We start from the raw sequence: 20,908 nt of genomic DNA, 5'->3' as shown, positions 1-20,908 counted from the left end.
GTCTTAAAAGGAGAATCATGAAACATAAAATTTTAGTAACAGGTGGAGCCGGATTTATCGGAACGCATACCGTTATTGAGTTAGTCAATGCTGGACACGAAGTTGTTATTGTCGATAATTTAGTGAACAGCAGTAAAAAAAGTGTAGAAGTTGTAGAACGAATTGTTGGTCAAAAAATTCCATTTTATCAAGTGGACATTCGTGATAAGAAGGTCTTACTTGAAATCTTTAAAGCAGAACAACCAACAGGCGTGATTCATTTTGCGGCGTTGAAAGCAGTCGGTGAATCAACACAAATTCCGCTGACTTATTACGAAAACAACATTACAGGAACGTTGACATTGCTACGCGTCATGGAAGAAGTCAATTGCAAAAATATCATTTTCAGCTCTTCTGCAACTGTCTATGGCGATCCTCATACCGTTCCAATTTTAGAAGATTTTCCTCTGTCAGTCACCAATCCTTACGGACGTACAAAACTGATGATTGAAGAAATGCTGACGGATATTTACAAAGCTGATGCAAACTGGAATGTTGTCTTGCTTCGGTATTTTAATCCAATTGGTGCTCATGAAAGTGGTGATTTGGGTGAAAATCCAAATGGCATTCCAAATAATCTCTTGCCATATGTGACGCAGGTTGCTGTTGGAAAATTAAAAGAAGTGCAAGTATTTGGCAATGACTATCCAACAGTTGACGGTACCGGTGTTCGTGACTATATTCACGTGGTAGATTTAGCAAAAGGACATGTGGCTGCTCTGCAAAAAATTGAAGGAACTGCTGGTCTAAATATCTATAACCTTGGTACCGGTAAAGGATACTCTGTTTTAGAAATTATCCAAAATATGGAAAAAGCAGTCGGAAAACCAATTCCTTACAAGATTGTTGACCGCCGCCCTGGTGACATTGCAACTTGCTATGCCGACTCTACAAAAGCAAAAGAGGAATTAGGCTGGGAAGCACAATTTGATATTACACGCATGTGCCAAGACGCTTGGCATTGGCAAAGCAAACACCCAAATGGATTTGATGACTAAATAAAAAATATGTCAAATAGTAGACGAGGCTGGGATAGTAGTTTCTCAGCCTCGCTTTTTAAATAGAAATAAGCTTGATGCACAGTAGTTGATTGTTCAAAACATTGCGTTGAAGTTGCGAATAATGCTTGCGAGGTAAGGTTAATTTTGTTTCCTAGTCAAACTCGTAAGAAGTACCTAATCAGCCTTGTGGAAGTTGACCAGAATTCACTGTTCTGAGGTTTTTGCGTAATGACTTGAAAGTAAGCTTACTAAAAAAGTAGAAAACCAGTTAAGCATTTTTCTGGAAGAATGATTTACTTTCTGTTAAACTAAAAATATGGAACATCATTTTAATCATAAGGCAGAATCATTCGATTCTCTCAAAAATAGATTTATTGCCGATCTCATTCGCCAGGAAGTGGAAAAACAAATAGTAGATTTTTCTGACAAGCGCATTTTGGATTTTGGCGGTGGTACAGGCTTGGTGACTCTGCCATTGGCAGCTCAATCCAAGTCAGTCACGCTTGTTGATATTTCAGATAAAATGCTTGATCAAGCTCGCCTAAAAGTGGAAAAGCAAGCCATTGATAATGTTTATTTGTTGCAGCAGGATTTGTTGACAAACCCATTAAATCAATTATTTGACATCATCGTGGTTAGTCGTGTTCTTCATCATATGCCAAATGTTGAGAAGACTCTAGCAATGTTTAGAAATCATCTTGTAGAGGACGGACAGCTTTTTATTGCAGATTTTGTTAAAACAGACGTAAATCATCATGGCTTTCATCTTGATGAATTGGAAGAAAACTTATCTCAGAATGGTTTTCTACCTGTCAAATCTCAAATAATTTATAGTGCAGAGAAACTCTTTTTAGACAATTATGCCGAGCTTTTCTTGACATTAGCACAAAATCACTCGTTTGCATGACGAGTGATTTTGGTTTGTCTTTATAGTAAATTTCTTGATTCTTTTATGGAAATAGTAGAAAATGGCGCGTGGATATAGTATAATGTGGTTATATGATTTTGAAGGAGAATGAGATTAAGTGAAATCTTCGGATTTATTGATTATTATACCTGCCTACAATGAAGAAGGCTCTATTGAGAATGTTGTCAACAATATCATCAGGAATTATTCACAGTATGATTATGTGATTATCAATGACGGTTCAAAAGATAGAACATCAGCCATTTGCCATGCAAACAGTTATAATATTGTGGATTTGCCGGTCAATTTAGGATTGGCAGGCGCATTTCAAACAGGACTTAGATATGCTTATGAGCAAGGCTATAAAAAAGCAGTGCAGTTTGACGCAGATGGTCAACATTTGCCTGAGTATATCTCAGTTTTAGAAGCAAAAATGAACGAAGGCTATGAAATGGTTATTGGATCTCGTTTTGTGACGGAAAAGCGCGAAACGTCTTTGCGGATGATGGGGAATATTCTCATTAGTGCAGCCATTAAATTAACCACAGGAAAGACAATCAACGATCCAACCTCTGGTATGCGGATGTTTTCTGAAGGACTTATCAAAGAATTTGCTCTCAATATCAATTATGGACCTGAGCCAGATACCGTCTCATATCTAATTCGTCATGGTGTGAAAGTAGCAGAAGCCCAAGTGCGAATGGAAGAGAGACAAGCTGGTGAGAGTTATCTGACACTTTCTCGCTCTATTCAATATATGACGCACATGTTTGTATCTATCTTGATTATTCAGAATTTCAGAAAGAGAGGGTAGACATTAAATGACTATTTGGTTTCAAATTGTATTGATTTTTGTCTCTATTATGACTTGTGCCTTTATTTTACGTAGCATTCGAAAATCACAAGTTCAAATCAACGATGCTATATTTTGGGTATTTTTCTCTTTAATTTTATTAGTATTTAGCATTTTCCCAGGTCTAGCAGAAGCTATCGCAAGTGCATTAGGAATTGTATCAGCAGTCAATTTTATCTTTTTATTTGTCATTTTCTTATTGCTCATCAATCAATTCCAACTCACTCTTAGATTATCTAAATTAGATACGAAATTTAAAAATTTAGTTCAAACAATCGCACTGAGGGAGAAAGATGAAAATAAAAACTAATCCTTCTGCTAAAGAGATTTATTTTTGGAATTTACTGGGGAATTTAGCAGCTTCAGGAGTTTCTGTCCTTTATCTACTGATTGTAACAAGATTAACTTCTGCCAAAGTAGCAGACCAATTTAGCTTGGCGAATTCCATTGGGACTCTTTGGATTGTTATCGGACTTTTCCAAGTCAGAAATTATCAAGGAACGGATGTGAATCAAAAGCATTCTTTCATAGGATATTTTCAAACTAGGTTGATAACAATTTTAGCGATGTTGGTCACATTGTATCCCTATTTATATATTGTCGGAGAAGGCCGTTATTCTTTTGAAACGATTTTACTGACATTTTTAATGATTTTGTATCGTATGTGGGATGCGGTATCTGATTTATTTCAAGGCTTATTTCAACAAAGAGAACGTATGGATATAGCTGGGAAAACAATGTTTTACCGTTATTCCACTAGTGCAGTTGTTTTATTTCTTAGTATCTTGCTTTCCAAGTCTGTGATTGTAGGTCTATTTTCTTTAGTCATTTGGAATGGCTTGGTGATCATTTTTTATGAAACCAGTTTTCTTAAGTATTTTGAAACGATTTATTGGAAAGAACTCTTTTCTAGCAATTACAAAAAAGATATAAAAGATATTTTTCTGGCTTGTTGGCCATTATTTGTAAATGGATTTATTTTATTGTATATTTTAAATGAACCTAAAATTATTATTGAAAAAGGCCTAAATCAAGGAGTTTTGCAGACTGGCATGCAACGTGATTTTAACATTCTTTTTATGCCTGTTTTTTTTATGAGTCTCATCATTTTAATGGTTAGACCCCTAATAACCCAAATGGCTATTTTGTGGAATCGAGAAAAGTATGTAGAATTTTCTCTAATTGTGAAAAAACTCTTGCTCTATTTATTTATAGGTGGGATAGCCGTTACGATAGTGGCTTACTTCATAGGCACCCCAATTCTTAGTTTGGTATTTGGAGTGGCGTTATCACAATACACTCTTCCTTTTGCAATTCTAATCTTTGCAGGAGTTTTATATGCTTTAGCCATTGTTTTTGAAAATATTCTAACCATTGTTCGAAAGCAACACTTATTAGTAGGTTTATATATCGTTTTATTAGTTATCACTAAGTTGGTAACAGAACCATTTATTTATCATTATCGTATGTTAGGTGCAGCACTCAGCTTTCTGATTGTTATGACCGCTTATTTAGTCGGTATTTTTGGCATTTATATGGTAGCTGGGAGAAAAAGGAAATAAGAATGAAATATGATTTAACTGTCATTATTCCCGTTTATAATACAGAAAAATATTTAAGAAGATGCTTAGATAGTATTGTCAATCAAGACAATTTAGAGAAATGCGCGATCCGCGTTATTTGTGTTAATGACGGGAGTACAGACCATTCGGAAGAGATTATTAAGGAATATGTTGAAAAATATCCATTTATTGAACTGTTTTCAAAAGAAAATGGAGGAGTGTCAGATGCAAGAAACTATGGATTAAATCAAGTTTGTGATAGTGAATATACCACTTTTATTGATCCAGATGATTGTATATATCCTAATTATTTAACGGAGTTTTTGTTAGCAAAAGGAAATGATGTTATTTATTTTGATTTTGATTTAATTGATAGTGATGAGAAATTGATAAAACATTTAAATGTCAATCCTTTCTTTAATGATAGTAAAGATTCAGATAATAATATTCGTTTATTCATGCTAACAAAACACGCTTCTTGGACTAGAATTTATAAGTCACATTTTTTTGATTTCAATTATTTTCCAAAAGGGAAAATTTATGAAGATGTTGCCTTAATGCCCTATATGACTTCAAAATGCACTAGTATTTCTTATATAAAAAAATATTTATACCGATATACAGTTGATACTTCTGGTTCAATCATGAATTCAAGCAAGTCAAATATTTTTGATATCTATGATGCTTTAGAGTATCTGTTTGCTTTATTTGGTGATGATTTTGATAAATATAAAGAAGAATTACAATATTTGGCCTTGGAACATCTATGTGTTGGTCATACCTATAGATTGTTGAAATATCCAGAAGTGAAGAAACAAGATTTTAAAGATATTATCCTCTTTATGGATAGGTACTTTGGAAAAAACTGGGAAAAGAATAAATATATCAAACGAGGTGTACAAAAAGTAAATATTCACTCTAAACTAGCTTATGTTGTACCATTGTTTTTAAAAGTATTGAAGAATGAGTGGTTTGGGTTATTATTGTTGGCAAAAAAACGCTAATATTCTATTAAAAAAGATTGGAGAATGGGTAATTGTGATAAAGAAGTCTATTAATTGGTCGTTTATGTTCAATATAAAAGACTGGTTTTATTCTTTTGTATTGAATATAACAAAACGCTGGAAATATTTATTTGGATTATGGGGTCTGTTATTCCTTACTTATTTTTATTTAGGTGGTTCAACGGCTACCATTCCAAGGACTTTATTGTTTATAACAGGTTTGGTATTTAGCATAACTATTTGTTTACCTGGAAAATTGCATAATAAGGTATTTTGGAGTATTCTTTTTTCGGGGGGGCTTTTTGTTATTTTAACTCCTGTTTTAGATGTTCCTGATGAGACTGCTCATTATTCAAGAGCTTTGTACATATCAGAAGCGCACCTCTATCTTCCCAAAAAGTCTTCAGAGTTTAGAGTTTCTAAGGATGCTGTAGAAGCTGAAAAAGTATTTAAAAAACCGTTGATACATTCTGGGTTAGATAAAGTTAAGACCTCTTCACAAACTGCACGTTATCCTAAATTTTTAGCAACGAATGCTTCATCGTTTATTCCTTATTTACCCCAAGTATTTGGCTTGACAATCGCTAAGATTTTAGGATCAAGTGTTCTATCTTCAATCATTTTAGGGCGTTTATGTAATCTTTTGGCTTATGCGTTGTTAATTAGGTTAGCTATAAAAAAAGCTAAGGGGAAAGAATTATTGTTCGCAAGTCTAGGGATGCTACCAATGAGTGTATATTTAGCATCTTCTTTCAGTACAGACGGTATGGTGAACGGGTTTCTCTTTTTGATTATTGCTTTGTTTTGTGAGTATGTTCAAAAAGATAAGGTTTCCTTATCAAATATCCTTTTATTTGCAATACTGTGTTTAATAATGACTACCATGAAATTGCCTTATGTATTATTGGTAGGACTGTTATTATTTATACCAAGAAAGAAATTACCAGATAAGTATGCTTATATATTTATTATTGGATTAATCTTGTTAGTAGGAATTTTAAGTTTCTTTTGGTTACGTTTATCTAGTAATATTAATATGAATCAGGTAACTTCTAATGTAAATCCAGTTGAAAAGATTAAATACACATTAGAGCATATGAGTGAATTTACAAGAATGATTGTGCAAGAGTGGGTGAATTTAATTCCAAATAAAATCCCCTCCCTATTTACATTTGGTTGGTTAACCTATGGTTTAGGAAATTTACTATGGTTCTATTTAATATTTATCAGTTGTGTCATATTTATGATACCTCAATATAATCCTTTACCTAAAATTAGTAAATATGGAACTTTTTTAGTCGGGATTGGAGTTACGTTTGGCATTTTAATGACAGCTTATTTAATGTGGGGAAAAGTTAATGAAATTGCTATTCAAGGTGTTCAAGGGAGATATTTTACTGGGGTTATTTTACTTTTAGGTTTAACGTTTAATAATATTAAACTATTTGTGCCAGTATATCCGACACTCTCTTTAGAAGAAGAGGAGAAAAGAGATACCTTTGTTTTATTTATTGCATTGGTCTTTATAATGATGTCTGTCGTATTAACAGTACTTCAATATTATGGTTTTAAAATTTAATAGCTAAAGATAGGAGTGATTTTAAATGAAAAAAGCACTAAGCGGTTTTGTTTTCTTAACATTAATAATGTTGTTGGGAATTGAAAAGGCAAAGGCTGATAATGAAGGTTTAGAAATGTACCGTCTGTATAATCCAAATAGTGGCGAACATTTTTATACAGCGAATTGGAATGAAAAAGAAATGCTTTCAAGAGTTGGCTGGCGTTATGAGGGGAGAGGCTGGATTGCTTCCTTGAAAGGACAGGATGTATATAGAATGTACAACCCTAATGCTGGCGATCATCATTATACTTTGAATGCTAATGAAAGAGATTTCCTTATTAAGTCAGGATGGAAATATGAGGGAGTAGCTTGGAAATCTTCTGGTCAGTATCCATTGTATAGACTTTATAATCCAAATGCTAGAGCGGGTAGTCATCATTACACATTATCTGAAGCAGAAAAAGTGCATTTAACTCATGTTGGTTGGCGTTATGAAGGCATTAGTTGGTATGCTGTTGGGTTAGGGGCTCCAATTTCTCATCAATCGTCTTCTAATTCAGGAAATATAGCGAATCCGGAAATATATCCAAATTGTGAAGCTGCCCGAAGAGCTGGTGTAACTCCTATTTATCGTGGACAGCCTGGTTATAGTAGTAAATTGGATAGAGACGGAGATGGGGTTGCTTGTGAATAGTTAGCAAATCATTTATTTTTAAATAGTCCTTTTAAAGTTAGGCTTTATTCCTAACTTTTTATTTTTATGTTAGAATATATTTAACGACATAAGGAGGCTAAAATGACAATTTCAATCATCGTTCCTTGTTTTAACGAGGAAGAGTCGCTTCCGTTGTTTTATGCGGAAATGGAAAAAATTAAATCTCAGATAAATGATCATTTTGAATATATCTTTGTCAATGACGGCTCAAAAGATAGAACTTTATCTATTTTACGAGAGCTCAGTCAGAAAAATAATAGTGTTCGTTATCTTTCTTTTTCGAGAAATTTTGGGAAAGAAGCAGCTCTGTATGCGGGTCTCAAACGTGCAACTGGTGATTTAGTGACTGTCATGGATGCGGATTTGCAAGACCCACCTGCATTATTGATTCAAATGAAAAATATGCTAGATGAAAATGCTGAATTGGATTGCGTAGGAACGCGTCGTACAACACGCGAGGGAGAACCTCTGATTCGTAGTTTTTTTGCGAAGATGTTTTATAAATTGATTAATAAAATTAGCCAAGTTGAGATGGTAGATGGAGCGCGTGATTTCCGTCTCATGCGTCGACAGATGGTAGATGCTGTTTTAGAGGTTTCTGAGTATAATCGTTTTTCCAAAGGGATTTTTGCTTGGGTTGGATTTAAAACAAAATATTTGGAATATAAGAACGTGGAGCGAGTTGCAGGAAAAACCAGTTGGAATTTCTGGCAATTATTGAATTATTCTCTAGAAGGGATTATAAACTTTTCAGATGCTCCTTTGACAATAGCTTTTTGGGGAGGTATTGTTGCCTGCTTATTGGCATTTTTCCTTATCATTATTGTCATTATTCGTACCTTGATTTTTGGGGATCCTACAGCTGGCTGGCCTTCTATGGTTTCGATTATTCTTTTTCTAGGTGGTTTTCAGTTGTTGACAATTGGCATTCTTGGTAAATACATTGGAAAAATTTTCATGGAAACTAAAAAAAGGCCAATTTATGTTATTAAAGAAAAGAGCGAGTAGAAAAACCAGATTTTTTATGCTTTTTTTGATATAATAAATTCATTGAATGTTTATTATTCAGAAAGGAATTTCAGATGATTTTAATTACAGGAGCTAACGGACAACTTGGGACAGAACTTCGTTATCTTTTAGATGAACGCAATGAAGAGTATGTGGCAGTTGACGTGACAGAAATGGATATTACCAATGCCGAAATGGTAGAGAAGGTTTTTGCAGAAGTGAAGCCAAGTTTGGTTTATCACTGCGCTGCCTATACAGCTGTAGACGCAGCAGAAGACGAAGGTAAAGAACTGGACTATGTCATCAATGTGACCGGGACAGAGAATGTCGCAAGAGCGGCAGAAGCCCATGGAGCAACACTTGTTTACATCTCTACAGACTATGTCTTTGCTGGAGATAAGCCAGTTGGGCAGGAATGGGAAGTAGATGATCAACCAGACCCTCAGACAGAATATGGTCGCACGAAGCGCATGGGAGAGGAATTGGTTGAGAGATATTCTAGCCGTTTCTACATTATCCGCACAGCTTGGGTCTTTGGAAATTATGGAAAGAACTTTGTTTTCACTATGCAAAATTTAGCGAAAACACATAAAACCCTGACGGTTGTTAATGACCAACATGGTCGTCCAACTTGGACGCGTACGTTGGCTGAATTTATGACGTACTTAGCAGAAAACCAAAAAGAATTTGGCTATTATCACTTGTCGAATGATGCCACAGAAGATACGACTTGGTATGACTTTGCAGTAGAAATATTAAAAGATACAGATGTCGAAGTTTTGCCAGTAGACTCTAGTAAGTTTCCAGCGAAAGCGAAGCGACCACTCAATTCTACCATGAGCCTAGCTAAAGCCAAAGCGACTGGCTTTGTCATCCCAACTTGGCAAGATGCCCTCAAGGAATTTTATAAACAAGGAAAGAAATAAGGTAGAAGCAGCCGAAAGGTTGCTTTTCTTTTCTATTTTATGTTACACAAACGATTTATAAAGTGATATAATAGATTAGATTGCAAAATCTTGAAATGAGGAAAATCATGCAACATGTATTCATCATAGGAAGTCGTGGCCTTCCTGCTAAATATGGTGGATTTGAAACCTTTGTTGAGAAATTAGTGGAGAACCGCATATCTCCTCAAATCCAATACCATGTAGCTTGTTTATCAGATGATGAAGCTTATCATCATTTTGATTACAAAGGCGTAGACTGTTTTACGATTAAAGCACCAAAACTTGGTCCAGCTCGTGTTATTGCTTATGATATGATGGCAATCAACTACGCACTTACATTAGTCAAGCAACAACAGATTGAGCGTCCTATTTTCTATATCCTAGGAAATACAATCGGAGCTTTTATCGCACCTTTTGCTCGAAAAATTCACCATGCTGATGGTATCTTTTATATCAATCCTGATGGACTTGAGTGGAAACGTGCTAAGTGGTCTAAGCCCGTTCAAAAGTACCTCAAATATTCTGAAAAAGTGATGACCAAGCATGCAGATTTGGTGATTTCGGACAATCAAGGAATTGAAAGCTATATCCAGAAAGCTTATCCGTGGGCTAAAACCACTTTTATTGCCTATGGAACCGATTTACGCTTGTCATCTTTAACTGCTCAGGATGAGAAAGTCCGACACTTTTTTGACACGTGTGCAAGTAAAGAAAAACATTATTATTTGATTGTTGGGCGTTTTGTTCCAGAAAATAACTATGAAATCATCATTCACGAGTTTATGAAGTCACAGACGCAGCGAGACTTGCTGATTGTCTGCAATCATCAAGGCAGTGCTTATTTTGAAGAACTACAACAAAAAACAAATTTTGACCGAGATGAGCGGATTAAGTTTGTCGGTACTGTTTATGATCAAGATTTATTGAAGTATATTCGCAATCAAGCGTTTGCTTATATTCATGGTCATGAGGTCGGCGGCACCAATCCTGGTCTCTTAGAAGCCTTAACTCAGACAGATTTGAATTTGGTCTTGGGTGTGGACTTTAACCGACAAGTGGCAAAAGAAACAGCTCTTTACTGGGATAAGAAAGAAAACAGCCTAGTTGATTGCATTCATCAGGTAGATAAACAGTCCGACTTTTCAGATCTAGGTCAAGCTGCGAAAGAAAACATGAAAGAACACTACACTTGGGAAAAAATTGTGGGTGAATACGAGGAATTATTTTTATCATGAAAGTGACTATTCTCATGTCCACCTACAATGGTGAACGGTTTTTAGCAGAACAAATTGAAAGTATTCGGCAGCAGACCCATACAGACTGGCAGCTGTTAATCCGAGATGATGGTTCTAAAGACAGAACGCGTGAGATTATTCAAGATTTTTGTCAAAAAGATAATCGCATTCATTTTGTGAATCCTGATAGCGTTGAAAATCTTGGTGTTATCAAAAGTTTCTTTTATCTTTTGAAATATCAAGAGTCAGATATTTACTTTTTTAGCGATCAAGATGATGTCTGGCTACCTGAGAAAGTAGAAATGCAGCTAGAAGAAGCGATTAAACACGATACCAGTCAGCCTTTGCTGGTTTACACGGATTTAAAAGTTGTAGATCAAGAGTTAAATGTCGTACATGAAAGTATGATTCGTACACAGTCTGACCATGCAAACACGGAACTGCTCCAAGAATTAACAGAAAATACTGTTACAGGTGGCGTTTCGATGATTAACCAAGCTCTGGCTGACTTATGGACAGGCCAAGAAGCTCATGATCTTCTCATGCATGACTGGTATTTGGCTTTGTTGGCAGCAGCTTTTGGTCATTTAGTCTATATAGACCAACCAAGTGAATTATATCGGCAACATTCCAATAATGTTTTAGGTGCAAGAACCCTCAGAAAAAGAATGCAGAATTGGATTCGCCCGCATATTCTCTTCGCAAAATATTGGAAATTGATTCAAGATAGCCAAGAACAAGCAAGGAATTTATTAGCTTTGCCTTTGGCTACTCAAAATAAAGAACTGATTGAAAATTTTGTGACAATCATGGAAGTCCCGTTTATGGAACGCTTGCGTCGTCTTCAAAAATATGGCTATCGAAAGAATCGCGCCTTCCACACTTTTGTCTTTACAACCCTAATTCTTACAAAATTTGCTTATAAGGAGTAATGATGGACTTATTTAGTCGAAAAAATATGATTCTCTTACGCGAGATGATTAAAACAGATTTTAAATTACGGTATCAAGGAAGTTTGATTGGGCATTTATGGTCCATTTTGAAACCTTTACTTTTGTTTACGATTATGTATTTAGTATTTGTTCGATTTTTGAGATTTGATGATGGAACACCACACTATGCTATCGGTCTTTTAGTTGGTATGGTAACTTGGAATTTCTTTTCAGAAGCTACAAATATGGGGATGATGTCTATTGTTGCTCGTGGTGATTTGCTTCGAAAACTTAACTTTTCAAAAGAGATCATTGTTATTTCTTCAGTTGTTGGTGCAGCAATTAACTACTCTATTAATTTATTGGTTGTTTTCATCTTTGCTTTAGTTAATGGAGTAGCAGTATCAATGGGCTGGTTTACAGTTATTCCGTTATTTGTTGAATTGATTTTATTTTCAACAGGAATCGCTTTTATTTTAGCGACGTTATTTGTTAAATATAGAGATATTGGTCCGATTTGGGAAGTAGTGATGCAAGCAGGAATGTATGCGACACCTATTATCTACTCTCTTACCTTTATTTTGCAACGTGGTCAAGTGACAATTGCAAAACTCATGATGTTAAATCCTTTGGCACAGATCATTCAAGATTTGCGGCACTATATTGTTTTTTCAGGAAGCATGCGTGGCTGGGATTTAATTGGTCATAAAGGTGTTGCTATGGTGCCCTACATTCTTCCTTTCTTTATCTTTGGAATTGGGTATTATATTTTCCACAAAAATGCTAAGAGATTCGCGGAGATTTTATAATGTCAGATAAAAAAATTGCAGTAAAAGTTGATCATGTCAGCAAGTATTTTAAACTTCCTACTGAAGCAACGCAAAGTTTACGTACCAATTTAGTCAATTATTTTAAGGGGATTAAAGGCTATACGGAACAACATGTTTTAAAAGATATTAACTTTGAGGTTGAGGAAGGTGATTTCTTTGGGATTGTGGGTCGTAATGGTTCAGGAAAGTCTACTCTTTTAAAAATCATTTCGCAAATTTATGTTCCTGAGAAAGGAAAAGTCACAGTCAATGGGAAAATGGTTTCCTTTATTGAACTTGGTGTTGGCTTTAATCCAGAATTAACTGGACGGGAAAATGTCTATATGAATGGTGCTATGCTTGGTTTTACAACAGAAGAAATTGATGCTATGTACGATGACATTGTTGATTTTGCTGAATTACATGAATTCATGAATCAAAAATTGAAGAATTATTCAAGCGGAATGCAGGTTCGTTTGGCATTTTCAGTCGCGATTAAAGCACAAGGTGATGTTCTTATTCTTGATGAAGTTCTTGCAGTCGGTGATGAAGCTTTCCAGAGAAAGTGTAACGATTATTTTTTAGAACGAAAAAAATCTGGGAAAACAACTATTCTTGTTACGCATGATATGGGCGCTGTTAAGAAATATTGTAATAAAGCTGTTTTGATTGAGGATGGCTTGATTAAGGCGATTGGAAATTCTGATGATGTTGCGAATCAGTATAGTTTTGATAATGCTAATCAAGTTAAAGATGAATCTGGTTCAATGGTAGAGGACACCCAAGTGAAAAGTCTCAAGGTAGAATTGTTATCTGGAGCACAAATCACACCATCAGAAGAAATTCGTTTTCGGATTAGTTATGAAGTTTTAAATGATATCGAAACCTATATTGCATTCTCACTGACAGACCTTGATCGAAATATTTGGATTTATAATGATAATTCCATGGATACGATGACTAAAGGACGAGGTCATAAAGAATGTGTCTATAGTTGCAAATTAGAGAAAGTAAATGACATAAAAATGAAGCTAGAAGTTTCGATTCGTGATAAGAGTAAAAAAATGATCTCTTATTCAGATTCGGCTAATACTCCAATTATTGTCATTAATCGCAATGATTTGGCCTTAGATGATAAATCTGGACGAGATTCTGCCACAGGATTGATTCAAAGAAACGGATTTTGGAATATAAATGGATAGCAAAATGATTAGTGTGGTTGTAACTTGTTACAATCATGAGTCTTATATAGCTGACTGTCTTGAGAGTATATTTTTACAGACATATAGGAATATTGAATTATTAGTCTTTGATGATGGTTCTACTGATGATTCACTTAGTATCATAAATAGTGCTTTAGTGGCATCCCCTTTTGAGAAAACCAAATGTTATTCTGATGAAAATTGTGGAGTAGTAATTACTAGGAATAAGGCTTTAGATATACTGACTGGTGATTATTTTTTATTCATAGATAGTGATGATGCTATACCAGAAGATTATATCGAAAAGTTAGTAAACCAAGCAGAAACTACTAATGCAGATATAGTTTATTCCTCACTTGTTGACTTTTATACAGGTCAAACTGTTTTAGAGGCAAAAGAGTTTAGCCTTGAAGAACTTTTTGTCGGTAATTTTATTAATGCATCTAGCCTTGTTAGAACAAAAGCAATTGGCGAGGTAAGATTTGACGAAGAATTAAATCGGAAAAGACTTGAAGACTATGATTTTTTCTTAAATCTCATAGCAAATCATCAATTAGTTGCACGTCCTTGTCAGGAAGCTTTTTTAAAGTATCGACTTCACCAAGACTCTCGAAGTAATCACGAAAACTATAAGGCTTATTACTCAACTTATCGGTATATACTTTGTAAGTATCTAGTAACATTCCCAGAAAAGGTAAACAACTCTCTAGAATTTCATTTTAATAGACTTACAAACCTAGATATTGAGCATTCTATAAAAGAGCAATACCTAGAAGTATATTCTTTGGGTGAAAATGAGGAACTAATTCATAGGAGACCAATACTTTTTTCTGACAGCTTTGAATTATCTCTAACTAACTCCTATTCAAAACTTAGGGTGAAGCCATCCAACATTCCTAGCTTTTACCAAAATTTTTATGTTGAGGTTGGTGGGAAAAAGTTAAATCCAATTTTGTCAAATGGAATTATTACAGATCATTCTTCCATTGTCTTTAAAGATTTTTCGCCCTTCATTGATTTTGAAATTCCAACTGCAGAAGATATATCGGTTAAGATATCATATAAGCGTTATAATATTAATGACATTGTAGCTTCTGACTACATTGGTAAAATTTTAGCACAAGAAAAATCTGATTCTCAAATGGAGACTCGGAGACTATTGGATGAGATGAAGGTATCACAAGATAAATATGATAATCTTCAACAAGAATATCTAAAAACTATCAATTCAAAACGTTGGACAATTCCAACTAAAATAATTAATTTCTTTAGGAGAAAAAGGTGAATCGTTTACTTCTATATGTTCATTTCAACAAATATAATCAATTTAGTGAACATGTCCGTTATCAACTGACACAATTACGTCAATTATTTTCAAAAGTGGTTTTCATTTCAAATAGTCAACTAGATAAAAGTGTGGCTGAACAATTAAAAAATGATGGCTTGATTGATCAATTTATCCAGCGACAAAATCAGGGTTATGATTTTGCCGCATGGCATGAAGGAATGAGCAACATTGGGTTTGATAATCTTACAAACTACGATAGCATTACAGCTATGAATGATACTTGTTTCGGACCACTCTGGGATATGACTCCGTATTTTGAAAAGTATGAGGCAGATGATTCGGTAGACTTCTGGGGGATGACTAACCACAGAGCAATTGATGCAGGCCATATTTTTATTGATGAGCATTTGCAGTCTTACTTTATGTCTTATAAAAAATGTTTAATTGAGTCTTCTACCTTTCAAGATTTTTGGAAAAATGTTGAGTCATACAAAGATGTGCAGAAGGTTATTGACAATTATGAAACTAAGTATACAAAGATATTTAGGGAAGCTGGCTTTAATTATCAGGCAGTATTAAATACTGTTCCAATTGCTGATCAATTTTATCATTCAAATTTTACGATTCACTATCCTCATGTATTACTTGATAATAAGGTTCCCTTTATAAAAATAAAGACGTTTGATTTAACGCAACATTTATCACCTTACTTACTGAAAGCAATTGAACAGGTATCAGATTATCCGACAGAATTTATTTTATCTCACATGTCTGATATGAGTTTACCAACGCCTCCATATTTGCTTGATAGAAAAGTATTAAAAGATAATAAACTTCAGTATTCAAATCAAAAGAAAGTTGCGGTACATCTCCATACTTATTATGTGGATCTTTTGGAAGCATTTTTAACGGCTTTTGAAAATTTTCATTTTGATTATGATTTGTTTTTGACAACAGATTCTGAGAAAAAGAAAGCAGAAATTGAGAAGATTCTAACAGAACGTGGTAAGGTAGGCAAAGTTTATATTACTGGAAATCGCGGTCGTGATGTTATTCCAATGTTGAGACTCAAAAAAGAACTATCAAAATATGATTATATTGGTCATTTTCATACGAAAAAATCTCCAGAGTATCCGCATTGGGTAGGAGATTCATGGAGAAATGAACTTTTTGATATGTTAATCAAACCGGCGGATAAAGTTATAGCTAGTTTGGAAAATGATGAACGGTTAGGTTTAGTTATTGCTGATATTCCAACTTTTTTCCGTTATACAAAGATTGTTGATCCGTGGAACGAAAATAAATTTGCAGACGATATGAATCTGCTCTGGGAACGAATGAATATTAAACGATCTATAGATTTCAATCAATTAAATACGTTTATCATGAGTTATGGAACCTTTATTTGGTTCAAATATGATGCTCTGAAGCCTTTATTTGATTTGAATTTGCAAAATGCTGATATTCCAGCAGAACCATTGCCTCAACATACCATTCTACATTCCATTGAGCGAATTTTAGTTTATTTAGCTTGGTCTCAACGTTATGACTATGCAATCTCTAAAAATGAGATTTATATCACTCCTTTTGTGGACAATACCGTTTTAAATATTCGTCCAGATACCTTACCAAATACCTATATAAATTTTGACAATATTGGTGGTATTAAAGGCGCTCTGAAATATATCTATCGTGGACCAGGGAGTGCTATTAAATATTTGCTGAGAAGATTAAAAAGAAGAATTATTTCTTGAAGCTTTTCAAGTTGATTTTATCTTATAACAAACATTGAGGAAATTTCTTTATTAAAGACTACTTAGATTTGTCTTTTAGTAATTAAGATAAATCAATTTTATTGGGCAATCATTATGAAATTTTTAATTAAATATTATAGACAATTTAGTATATTGTTAATCAGCTTCTTATTTTTTAATGTAATAGGGGCTTGGTTAAATTTTATACTAGAAGAAAATAGAAGCAAGACAGTCAATTCTTATATGATACTGGGATTACTATGTGTATTGATAATCACAGTATGTTTGGGGTATATTGTATCAAAGCTCTTAAATAAAAAATTATATTTTTTTATATTATTTATTTATGTAGGATATTTAATTTTTTCTTATTTACTAGAAATATCCATACACTTAACTGTACCTTCTTATGATTTATGGGATTTTAAAACTAACCATTTATTGCAATTTAACTCTTTGATTTTTATTATTCCGACATTATTGATAGCAATTATTTTTAAATATACTCCAAAATTAAATAATATAAATTTTTTAGATAGTTTGGCAATTGATGAAAAAAATTATGATATTTTAGAAACATTCTTTTTATCACAAGTATTATTGAATTTCATATTATTAGACAGTAAAACATTAGAGTTTCTTAAACAGAGCAATTTTTTAAATAAATTTATTGTTAATAATAAATTTCAAATAACTGATTACTTTGCCTTTTCTTTAATAGGATTACTTGTTTATTTAACTATTTTACTTATCACTCCTAGTTTTTTCTCAGTAAAAGCAATAAAGGATATTTATAAAAATAAAGCTAGTTTTTCAGTTGCTAGTTTGTTAAGTTTACTGTTTGCAATTATTTTTAATTTTACAATACAAAATAGCATAAGAGGAGATGCAGAATTTCGCCTTTCAACAGGAGCAACACCGTTTCAAATTATTATTTTCTTTGTTACTTTTTTAATTATCTATCTAGTATTTAATCATTTTTTAATTTCTACTATATTTATTTTGCTAATTATTAGTGGGGTGACTATAGCGAGTAGCCTCAAATTTCAATTTCGTCAAGAACCGATATTACCTAGTGATATTGTTTGGTTAAAGGAACCTAAACTACTATTAGAATTTATTAATGGCTTTGCATATATAGTATATATTTTATTAGGGCTTTTTGTGATAGTAAGTTTGTATATTTTTTTCAGAAAAAAAGTATTGGCGAATAAGATTATACCAAATTATAAATATCGCTTATCTGTTTTGATGCTGACAGTAGTATTCTTAATGTCAATTGTGGGGATATTTACAAATAGAAAAGATGGTAAAATCCGAGAAAACATACCTATAATTTCTGTTCTTAATAACTATGAAGATTTGACTTGGTATGGAAACACGGTAAATGCTCGTTCGCGTTCACTTGCATTTGTATGGTTATCGCAACTATCAGATAGTACTATGTATAAGCCACAGGGTTATAGTGCCAAAAAAATTAAAGCAATTGAGCAAAAATATCAAAAAACTTCTCAAATTTTAAATGCAGAACGAACGAATAAGATAGAGGAACAAACAGTTGTTTATATATTGAGTGAAAGTTTTTCTGATCCTGCTCGTGTTGAAGGGGTTAAGCTTTCTCAAAACCCTATTTCAAATATTCAAGAAATTAAGAATCAAACTACAAGTGGCTTAATGAAATCAGATGGCTATGGTGGTGGAACAGCAAATATGGAGTTTCAATCGCTAACCGGTCTACCATTTTATAATTTGTCACCTAGTATTTCTGTTGCTTATACAGAAGTTGTTCCTAAAATGAATAAATTTCCTGTCATCAGTGACCAATTTGAATGCAAGAATCGCATTGCTATCCACTTGGCTGCTCCAACAAATTATTCTAGAAATGTTATTTATAAATCTTTAGGATATGCTAAATTTGTTAGTCTATTGACAAAAGGACTAGATGTTCATTATCAGGGAGTAAATTATAGTGATAGTTCCTCTTATCAGTTAATTCTTGATAATATGAAAGACAATCAAAACCAATTTTTCTCTGTTATGACGATGCAAAATCATTCTCCTTGGAAAGAAGAAGAACCAAATAATATTAAAGCTTCTAGTTCAAACTTCTCTAGCGAGGAAAACGACCAATTAACCAATTATACTCGTTTATTATATCACACAGACATTGCTACAAAAGACTTTCTGGCTCAACTTTCAAAAATAAACAAAAAGATTACAGTTGTTTTTTACGGAGATCATTTACCAGGGCTTTATCCACAGTCAGCTTTCAAAAATAACCCAGATAGTCAATATTTAACAGATTATTTTGTCTGGAGTAATTACGAGACTCCTAAGTTAAACTATCCTGTTGTAAATTCGAGTGATTTCACAGCTCTGCTTTTAGAACAGACGAATTCAAAAGTGTCCCCTTATTATGCTTTATTAACAGAAGTTTTGCATAAGGCTAGTGTTGATAAAAAAGATTTAGATGTAGAAGGGCAGCAAATTGCAAAAGACCTAAAACTAATTCAGTATGATATGGTGGCTGGTAAAGGCTATTTGTCAAAAGATTTTTTTAAAGTACATAGTGAGTAAAAAGCTATAATAAGTAGCTCTACAAATCTCTATAGTTGGCTAAAAATTCAACTATGGAGTTTTTTCTTATGAAATAAGTTATGAATAGAATATAACAATATGTAAAATTGATTTTGTCATTATTTTTTGTCGAAAAGAATTCTTCATCTTTTTATGGCATAAAAAGAAATTGACATCAAGAACGATAAAATTTTCTTTGGTATGTTAAAAGTTAAGATGCTTTATAGATTTGAAAACAGATTTAATTACTAAACGAGTTAGAATTAGTTAATTCAATGATTACAACAAAGTTAGAACCCAAAACAAAAGGACTAAATCCAATACAGGCTTCAGTCCTTAAATCAACTATTTTAGCTTTCTTTTTAGTTTTTAATCAAAATAGAGCAGATCTTTACTTGTATTTGTAAAGACTTCAAAGCCATCTTTTGTAACATGACCGCAGTCTTCGATACGAACACCAACTTTTCCTGGAATATAAATTCCAGGCTCAACAGAGAAGCACATACCTTCTTCGATAACCATATCGTTTCCTTCCATGATAGATGGAAATTCATGTACGCTCATACCGATACCATGTCCCAGACGATGATTGAAATATTCACCATAACCGGCTTTTTCGATGACTTCGCGTGCTGCGCGGTCTACTTCATGAGCTGTTACTCCGGGTTTGATGAAGTCAAGAGCTGCCCGTTGAGCTTCAAGCGTTAGATTGTAAATGTCTTTTTTAAACTGATCTGGTTTTCCAACAGCAACTGTCCGTGTCATATCGCTGGCATAACCATTGACCATACAGCCAAGGTCAAATAGAAGCAGGGCATTGTTTTCGACTTTGTTTGCACCCGGAATGCCATGCGGATTAGCAGCATTATCACCTGTCAAAACCATGGTTTCAAAGCTCATCTCATATCCGAGTTGCTTGATACCGAAGTCGATTTGAGCAATAATATCTGTTTCTGTTTTATCGAGAGAAATAGTCTCAAAACCAATCTTAACAGCCTTATCTGCATATTCTCCAGCAACAAACATTTTCTTAATTTCATCGGATGATTTGATGAGACGCATACGATTGATACAAGGTGTTAAGTTTGTAAATTCAGCTTGTTCAAAAACAGTACGCAATCCATTGTATTTTGTCAAAATCAAGTTATCAAACTCAACAGCAACTTTGTGGAAACTGCTAGCTGGCAAGGCTGCTCTGATTTTTTTCCATGGATTTTCAGAATCAACATAACCCACAACCTTGAAATCAACAATCGCACTAGCGCGATCTACTTCAAGAGCTGGGACAAAGAGCAGTGGTTCATGATTTGTGAAAATAAAAAGAAACATCTGGCGTTCATGAGGGTCGCTATAAAATCCTGTTAAATAATTAATCGTGACAGGATCAGAAACCACGGCGACATATGTCTTCTCTGTTTCTAAATAAGAAATAATTTGATTTATTTTGGTCATTCTGTTACCTTCTTTCTACTCCTCTATTTTTGCAAAAAAACAAGTAAAAATCAAGAGGACAG

Annotated in this window: 18 protein-coding genes; 17 read left to right on the top strand and 1 reads right to left on the bottom strand. The window is 33.7% G+C overall.

All coding sequences use genetic code 11. The annotated features are described in order from the left end of the window. The first annotated feature begins 17 nt into the window (after positions 1-17). From galE to IYQ91_RS01850, 17 genes are all read left to right on the top strand, one after another. The gene (gene galE, locus IYQ91_RS01930; protein WP_049508100.1) at positions 18-1,037 is read left to right on the top strand and encodes a UDP-glucose 4-epimerase GalE; all 1,020 of its coding nucleotides are present in this window, start codon (positions 18-20) and stop codon (positions 1,035-1,037) included. Positions 1,038-1,356: 319 nt separating this feature from the next. Next, on the top strand, positions 1,357-1,947 hold the full coding sequence (locus IYQ91_RS01925) for a class I SAM-dependent DNA methyltransferase (RefSeq protein ID WP_195672912.1): 591 nt from the start codon (positions 1,357-1,359) through the stop codon (positions 1,945-1,947). 118 nt (positions 1,948-2,065) lie between these two features. Further along, positions 2,066-2,761: a glycosyltransferase family 2 protein gene (locus IYQ91_RS01920; protein ID WP_003030449.1), complete on the top strand. Its 696-nt coding sequence runs from the start codon at positions 2,066-2,068 to the stop codon at positions 2,759-2,761. A gap of 7 nt (positions 2,762-2,768) precedes the next feature. Continuing rightward, positions 2,769-3,110 (top strand): DUF2304 domain-containing protein, encoded by a 342-nt coding sequence (locus IYQ91_RS01915; protein WP_003037340.1) that lies wholly within the window; start codon positions 2,769-2,771, stop codon positions 3,108-3,110. Next, entirely contained in the window at positions 3,094-4,362 is a 1,269-nt protein-coding gene (locus tag IYQ91_RS01910) for a lipopolysaccharide biosynthesis protein (RefSeq protein WP_195672911.1), read from the top strand. The genes IYQ91_RS01915 and IYQ91_RS01910 overlap by 17 nt, the downstream gene beginning before the upstream one ends. Before the next feature lie 2 nt (positions 4,363-4,364). After that, positions 4,365-5,366, top strand: coding sequence for a glycosyltransferase family 2 protein (locus IYQ91_RS01905; RefSeq protein WP_059220593.1), 1,002 nt, complete (start codon positions 4,365-4,367; stop codon positions 5,364-5,366). Between the two features lie 64 nt (positions 5,367-5,430). Next, entirely contained in the window at positions 5,431-6,945 is a 1,515-nt protein-coding gene (locus IYQ91_RS01900; protein ID WP_229311609.1) for a DUF2142 domain-containing protein, read from the top strand. 25 nt (positions 6,946-6,970) lie between these two features. Next, positions 6,971-7,621, top strand: a complete 651-nt coding sequence (locus tag IYQ91_RS01895) for an excalibur calcium-binding domain-containing protein (RefSeq protein WP_195672910.1) — start codon at positions 6,971-6,973, stop codon at positions 7,619-7,621. Between the two features lie 102 nt (positions 7,622-7,723). Continuing rightward, the gene (locus IYQ91_RS01890; RefSeq protein WP_195672909.1) at positions 7,724-8,650 is read left to right on the top strand and encodes a glycosyltransferase family 2 protein; all 927 of its coding nucleotides are present in this window, start codon (positions 7,724-7,726) and stop codon (positions 8,648-8,650) included. Between the two features lie 74 nt (positions 8,651-8,724). Further along, entirely contained in the window at positions 8,725-9,576 is an 852-nt protein-coding gene (rfbD, locus tag IYQ91_RS01885) for a dTDP-4-dehydrorhamnose reductase (protein WP_195672908.1), read from the top strand. Between the two features lie 107 nt (positions 9,577-9,683). Continuing rightward, positions 9,684-10,832: a beta 1-4 rhamnosyltransferase Cps2T gene (gene cps2T, locus IYQ91_RS01880; protein WP_195672907.1), complete on the top strand. Its 1,149-nt coding sequence runs from the start codon at positions 9,684-9,686 to the stop codon at positions 10,830-10,832. Continuing rightward, a complete protein-coding gene (locus tag IYQ91_RS01875; protein ID WP_195672906.1) occupies positions 10,829-11,764 on the top strand; it encodes a glycosyltransferase family 2 protein in 936 nt (311 codons plus the stop codon). The genes cps2T and IYQ91_RS01875 overlap by 4 nt, the downstream gene beginning before the upstream one ends. A 2-nt stretch (positions 11,765-11,766) precedes the next feature. Then, the gene (locus IYQ91_RS01870) at positions 11,767-12,573 is read left to right on the top strand and encodes an ABC transporter permease (protein WP_080979203.1); all 807 of its coding nucleotides are present in this window, start codon (positions 11,767-11,769) and stop codon (positions 12,571-12,573) included. Next, positions 12,573-13,775, top strand: a complete 1,203-nt coding sequence (locus tag IYQ91_RS01865; protein ID WP_195672905.1) for an ABC transporter ATP-binding protein — start codon at positions 12,573-12,575, stop codon at positions 13,773-13,775. The genes IYQ91_RS01870 and IYQ91_RS01865 overlap by 1 nt, the downstream gene beginning before the upstream one ends. Beyond that, entirely contained in the window at positions 13,768-15,060 is a 1,293-nt protein-coding gene (locus IYQ91_RS01860; protein ID WP_019770495.1) for a glycosyltransferase family 2 protein, read from the top strand. Before IYQ91_RS01865 ends, IYQ91_RS01860 begins: the two co-directional genes overlap by 8 nt. Next, complete coding sequence (locus IYQ91_RS01855; protein WP_195672904.1) at positions 15,057-16,817, top strand: rhamnan synthesis F family protein; 1,761 nt, start codon at positions 15,057-15,059, stop codon at positions 16,815-16,817. Before IYQ91_RS01860 ends, IYQ91_RS01855 begins: the two co-directional genes overlap by 4 nt. A 114-nt stretch (positions 16,818-16,931) precedes the next feature. After that, positions 16,932-19,394, top strand: coding sequence for an alkaline phosphatase family protein (locus IYQ91_RS01850; RefSeq protein WP_195672903.1), 2,463 nt, complete (start codon positions 16,932-16,934; stop codon positions 19,392-19,394). Positions 19,395-19,763: 369 nt separating this feature from the next. Here IYQ91_RS01850 and IYQ91_RS01845 read toward each other — a convergent pair whose 3' ends face one another. Then, on the bottom strand, positions 19,764-20,846 hold the full coding sequence (locus IYQ91_RS01845) for a M24 family metallopeptidase (RefSeq protein ID WP_195672902.1): 1,083 nt from the start codon (positions 20,844-20,846) through the stop codon (positions 19,764-19,766). Positions 20,847-20,908: the final 62 nt, after the last annotated feature.

The sequence above is a fragment of the Streptococcus sp. HF-2466 genome (genome assembly GCF_015594645.1).
In the GTDB taxonomy this organism is placed as follows: Bacteria; Bacillota; Bacilli; order Lactobacillales; family Streptococcaceae; genus Streptococcus; species Streptococcus anginosus.
This window is presented reverse-complemented; position numbering and strand designations above follow the sequence as displayed.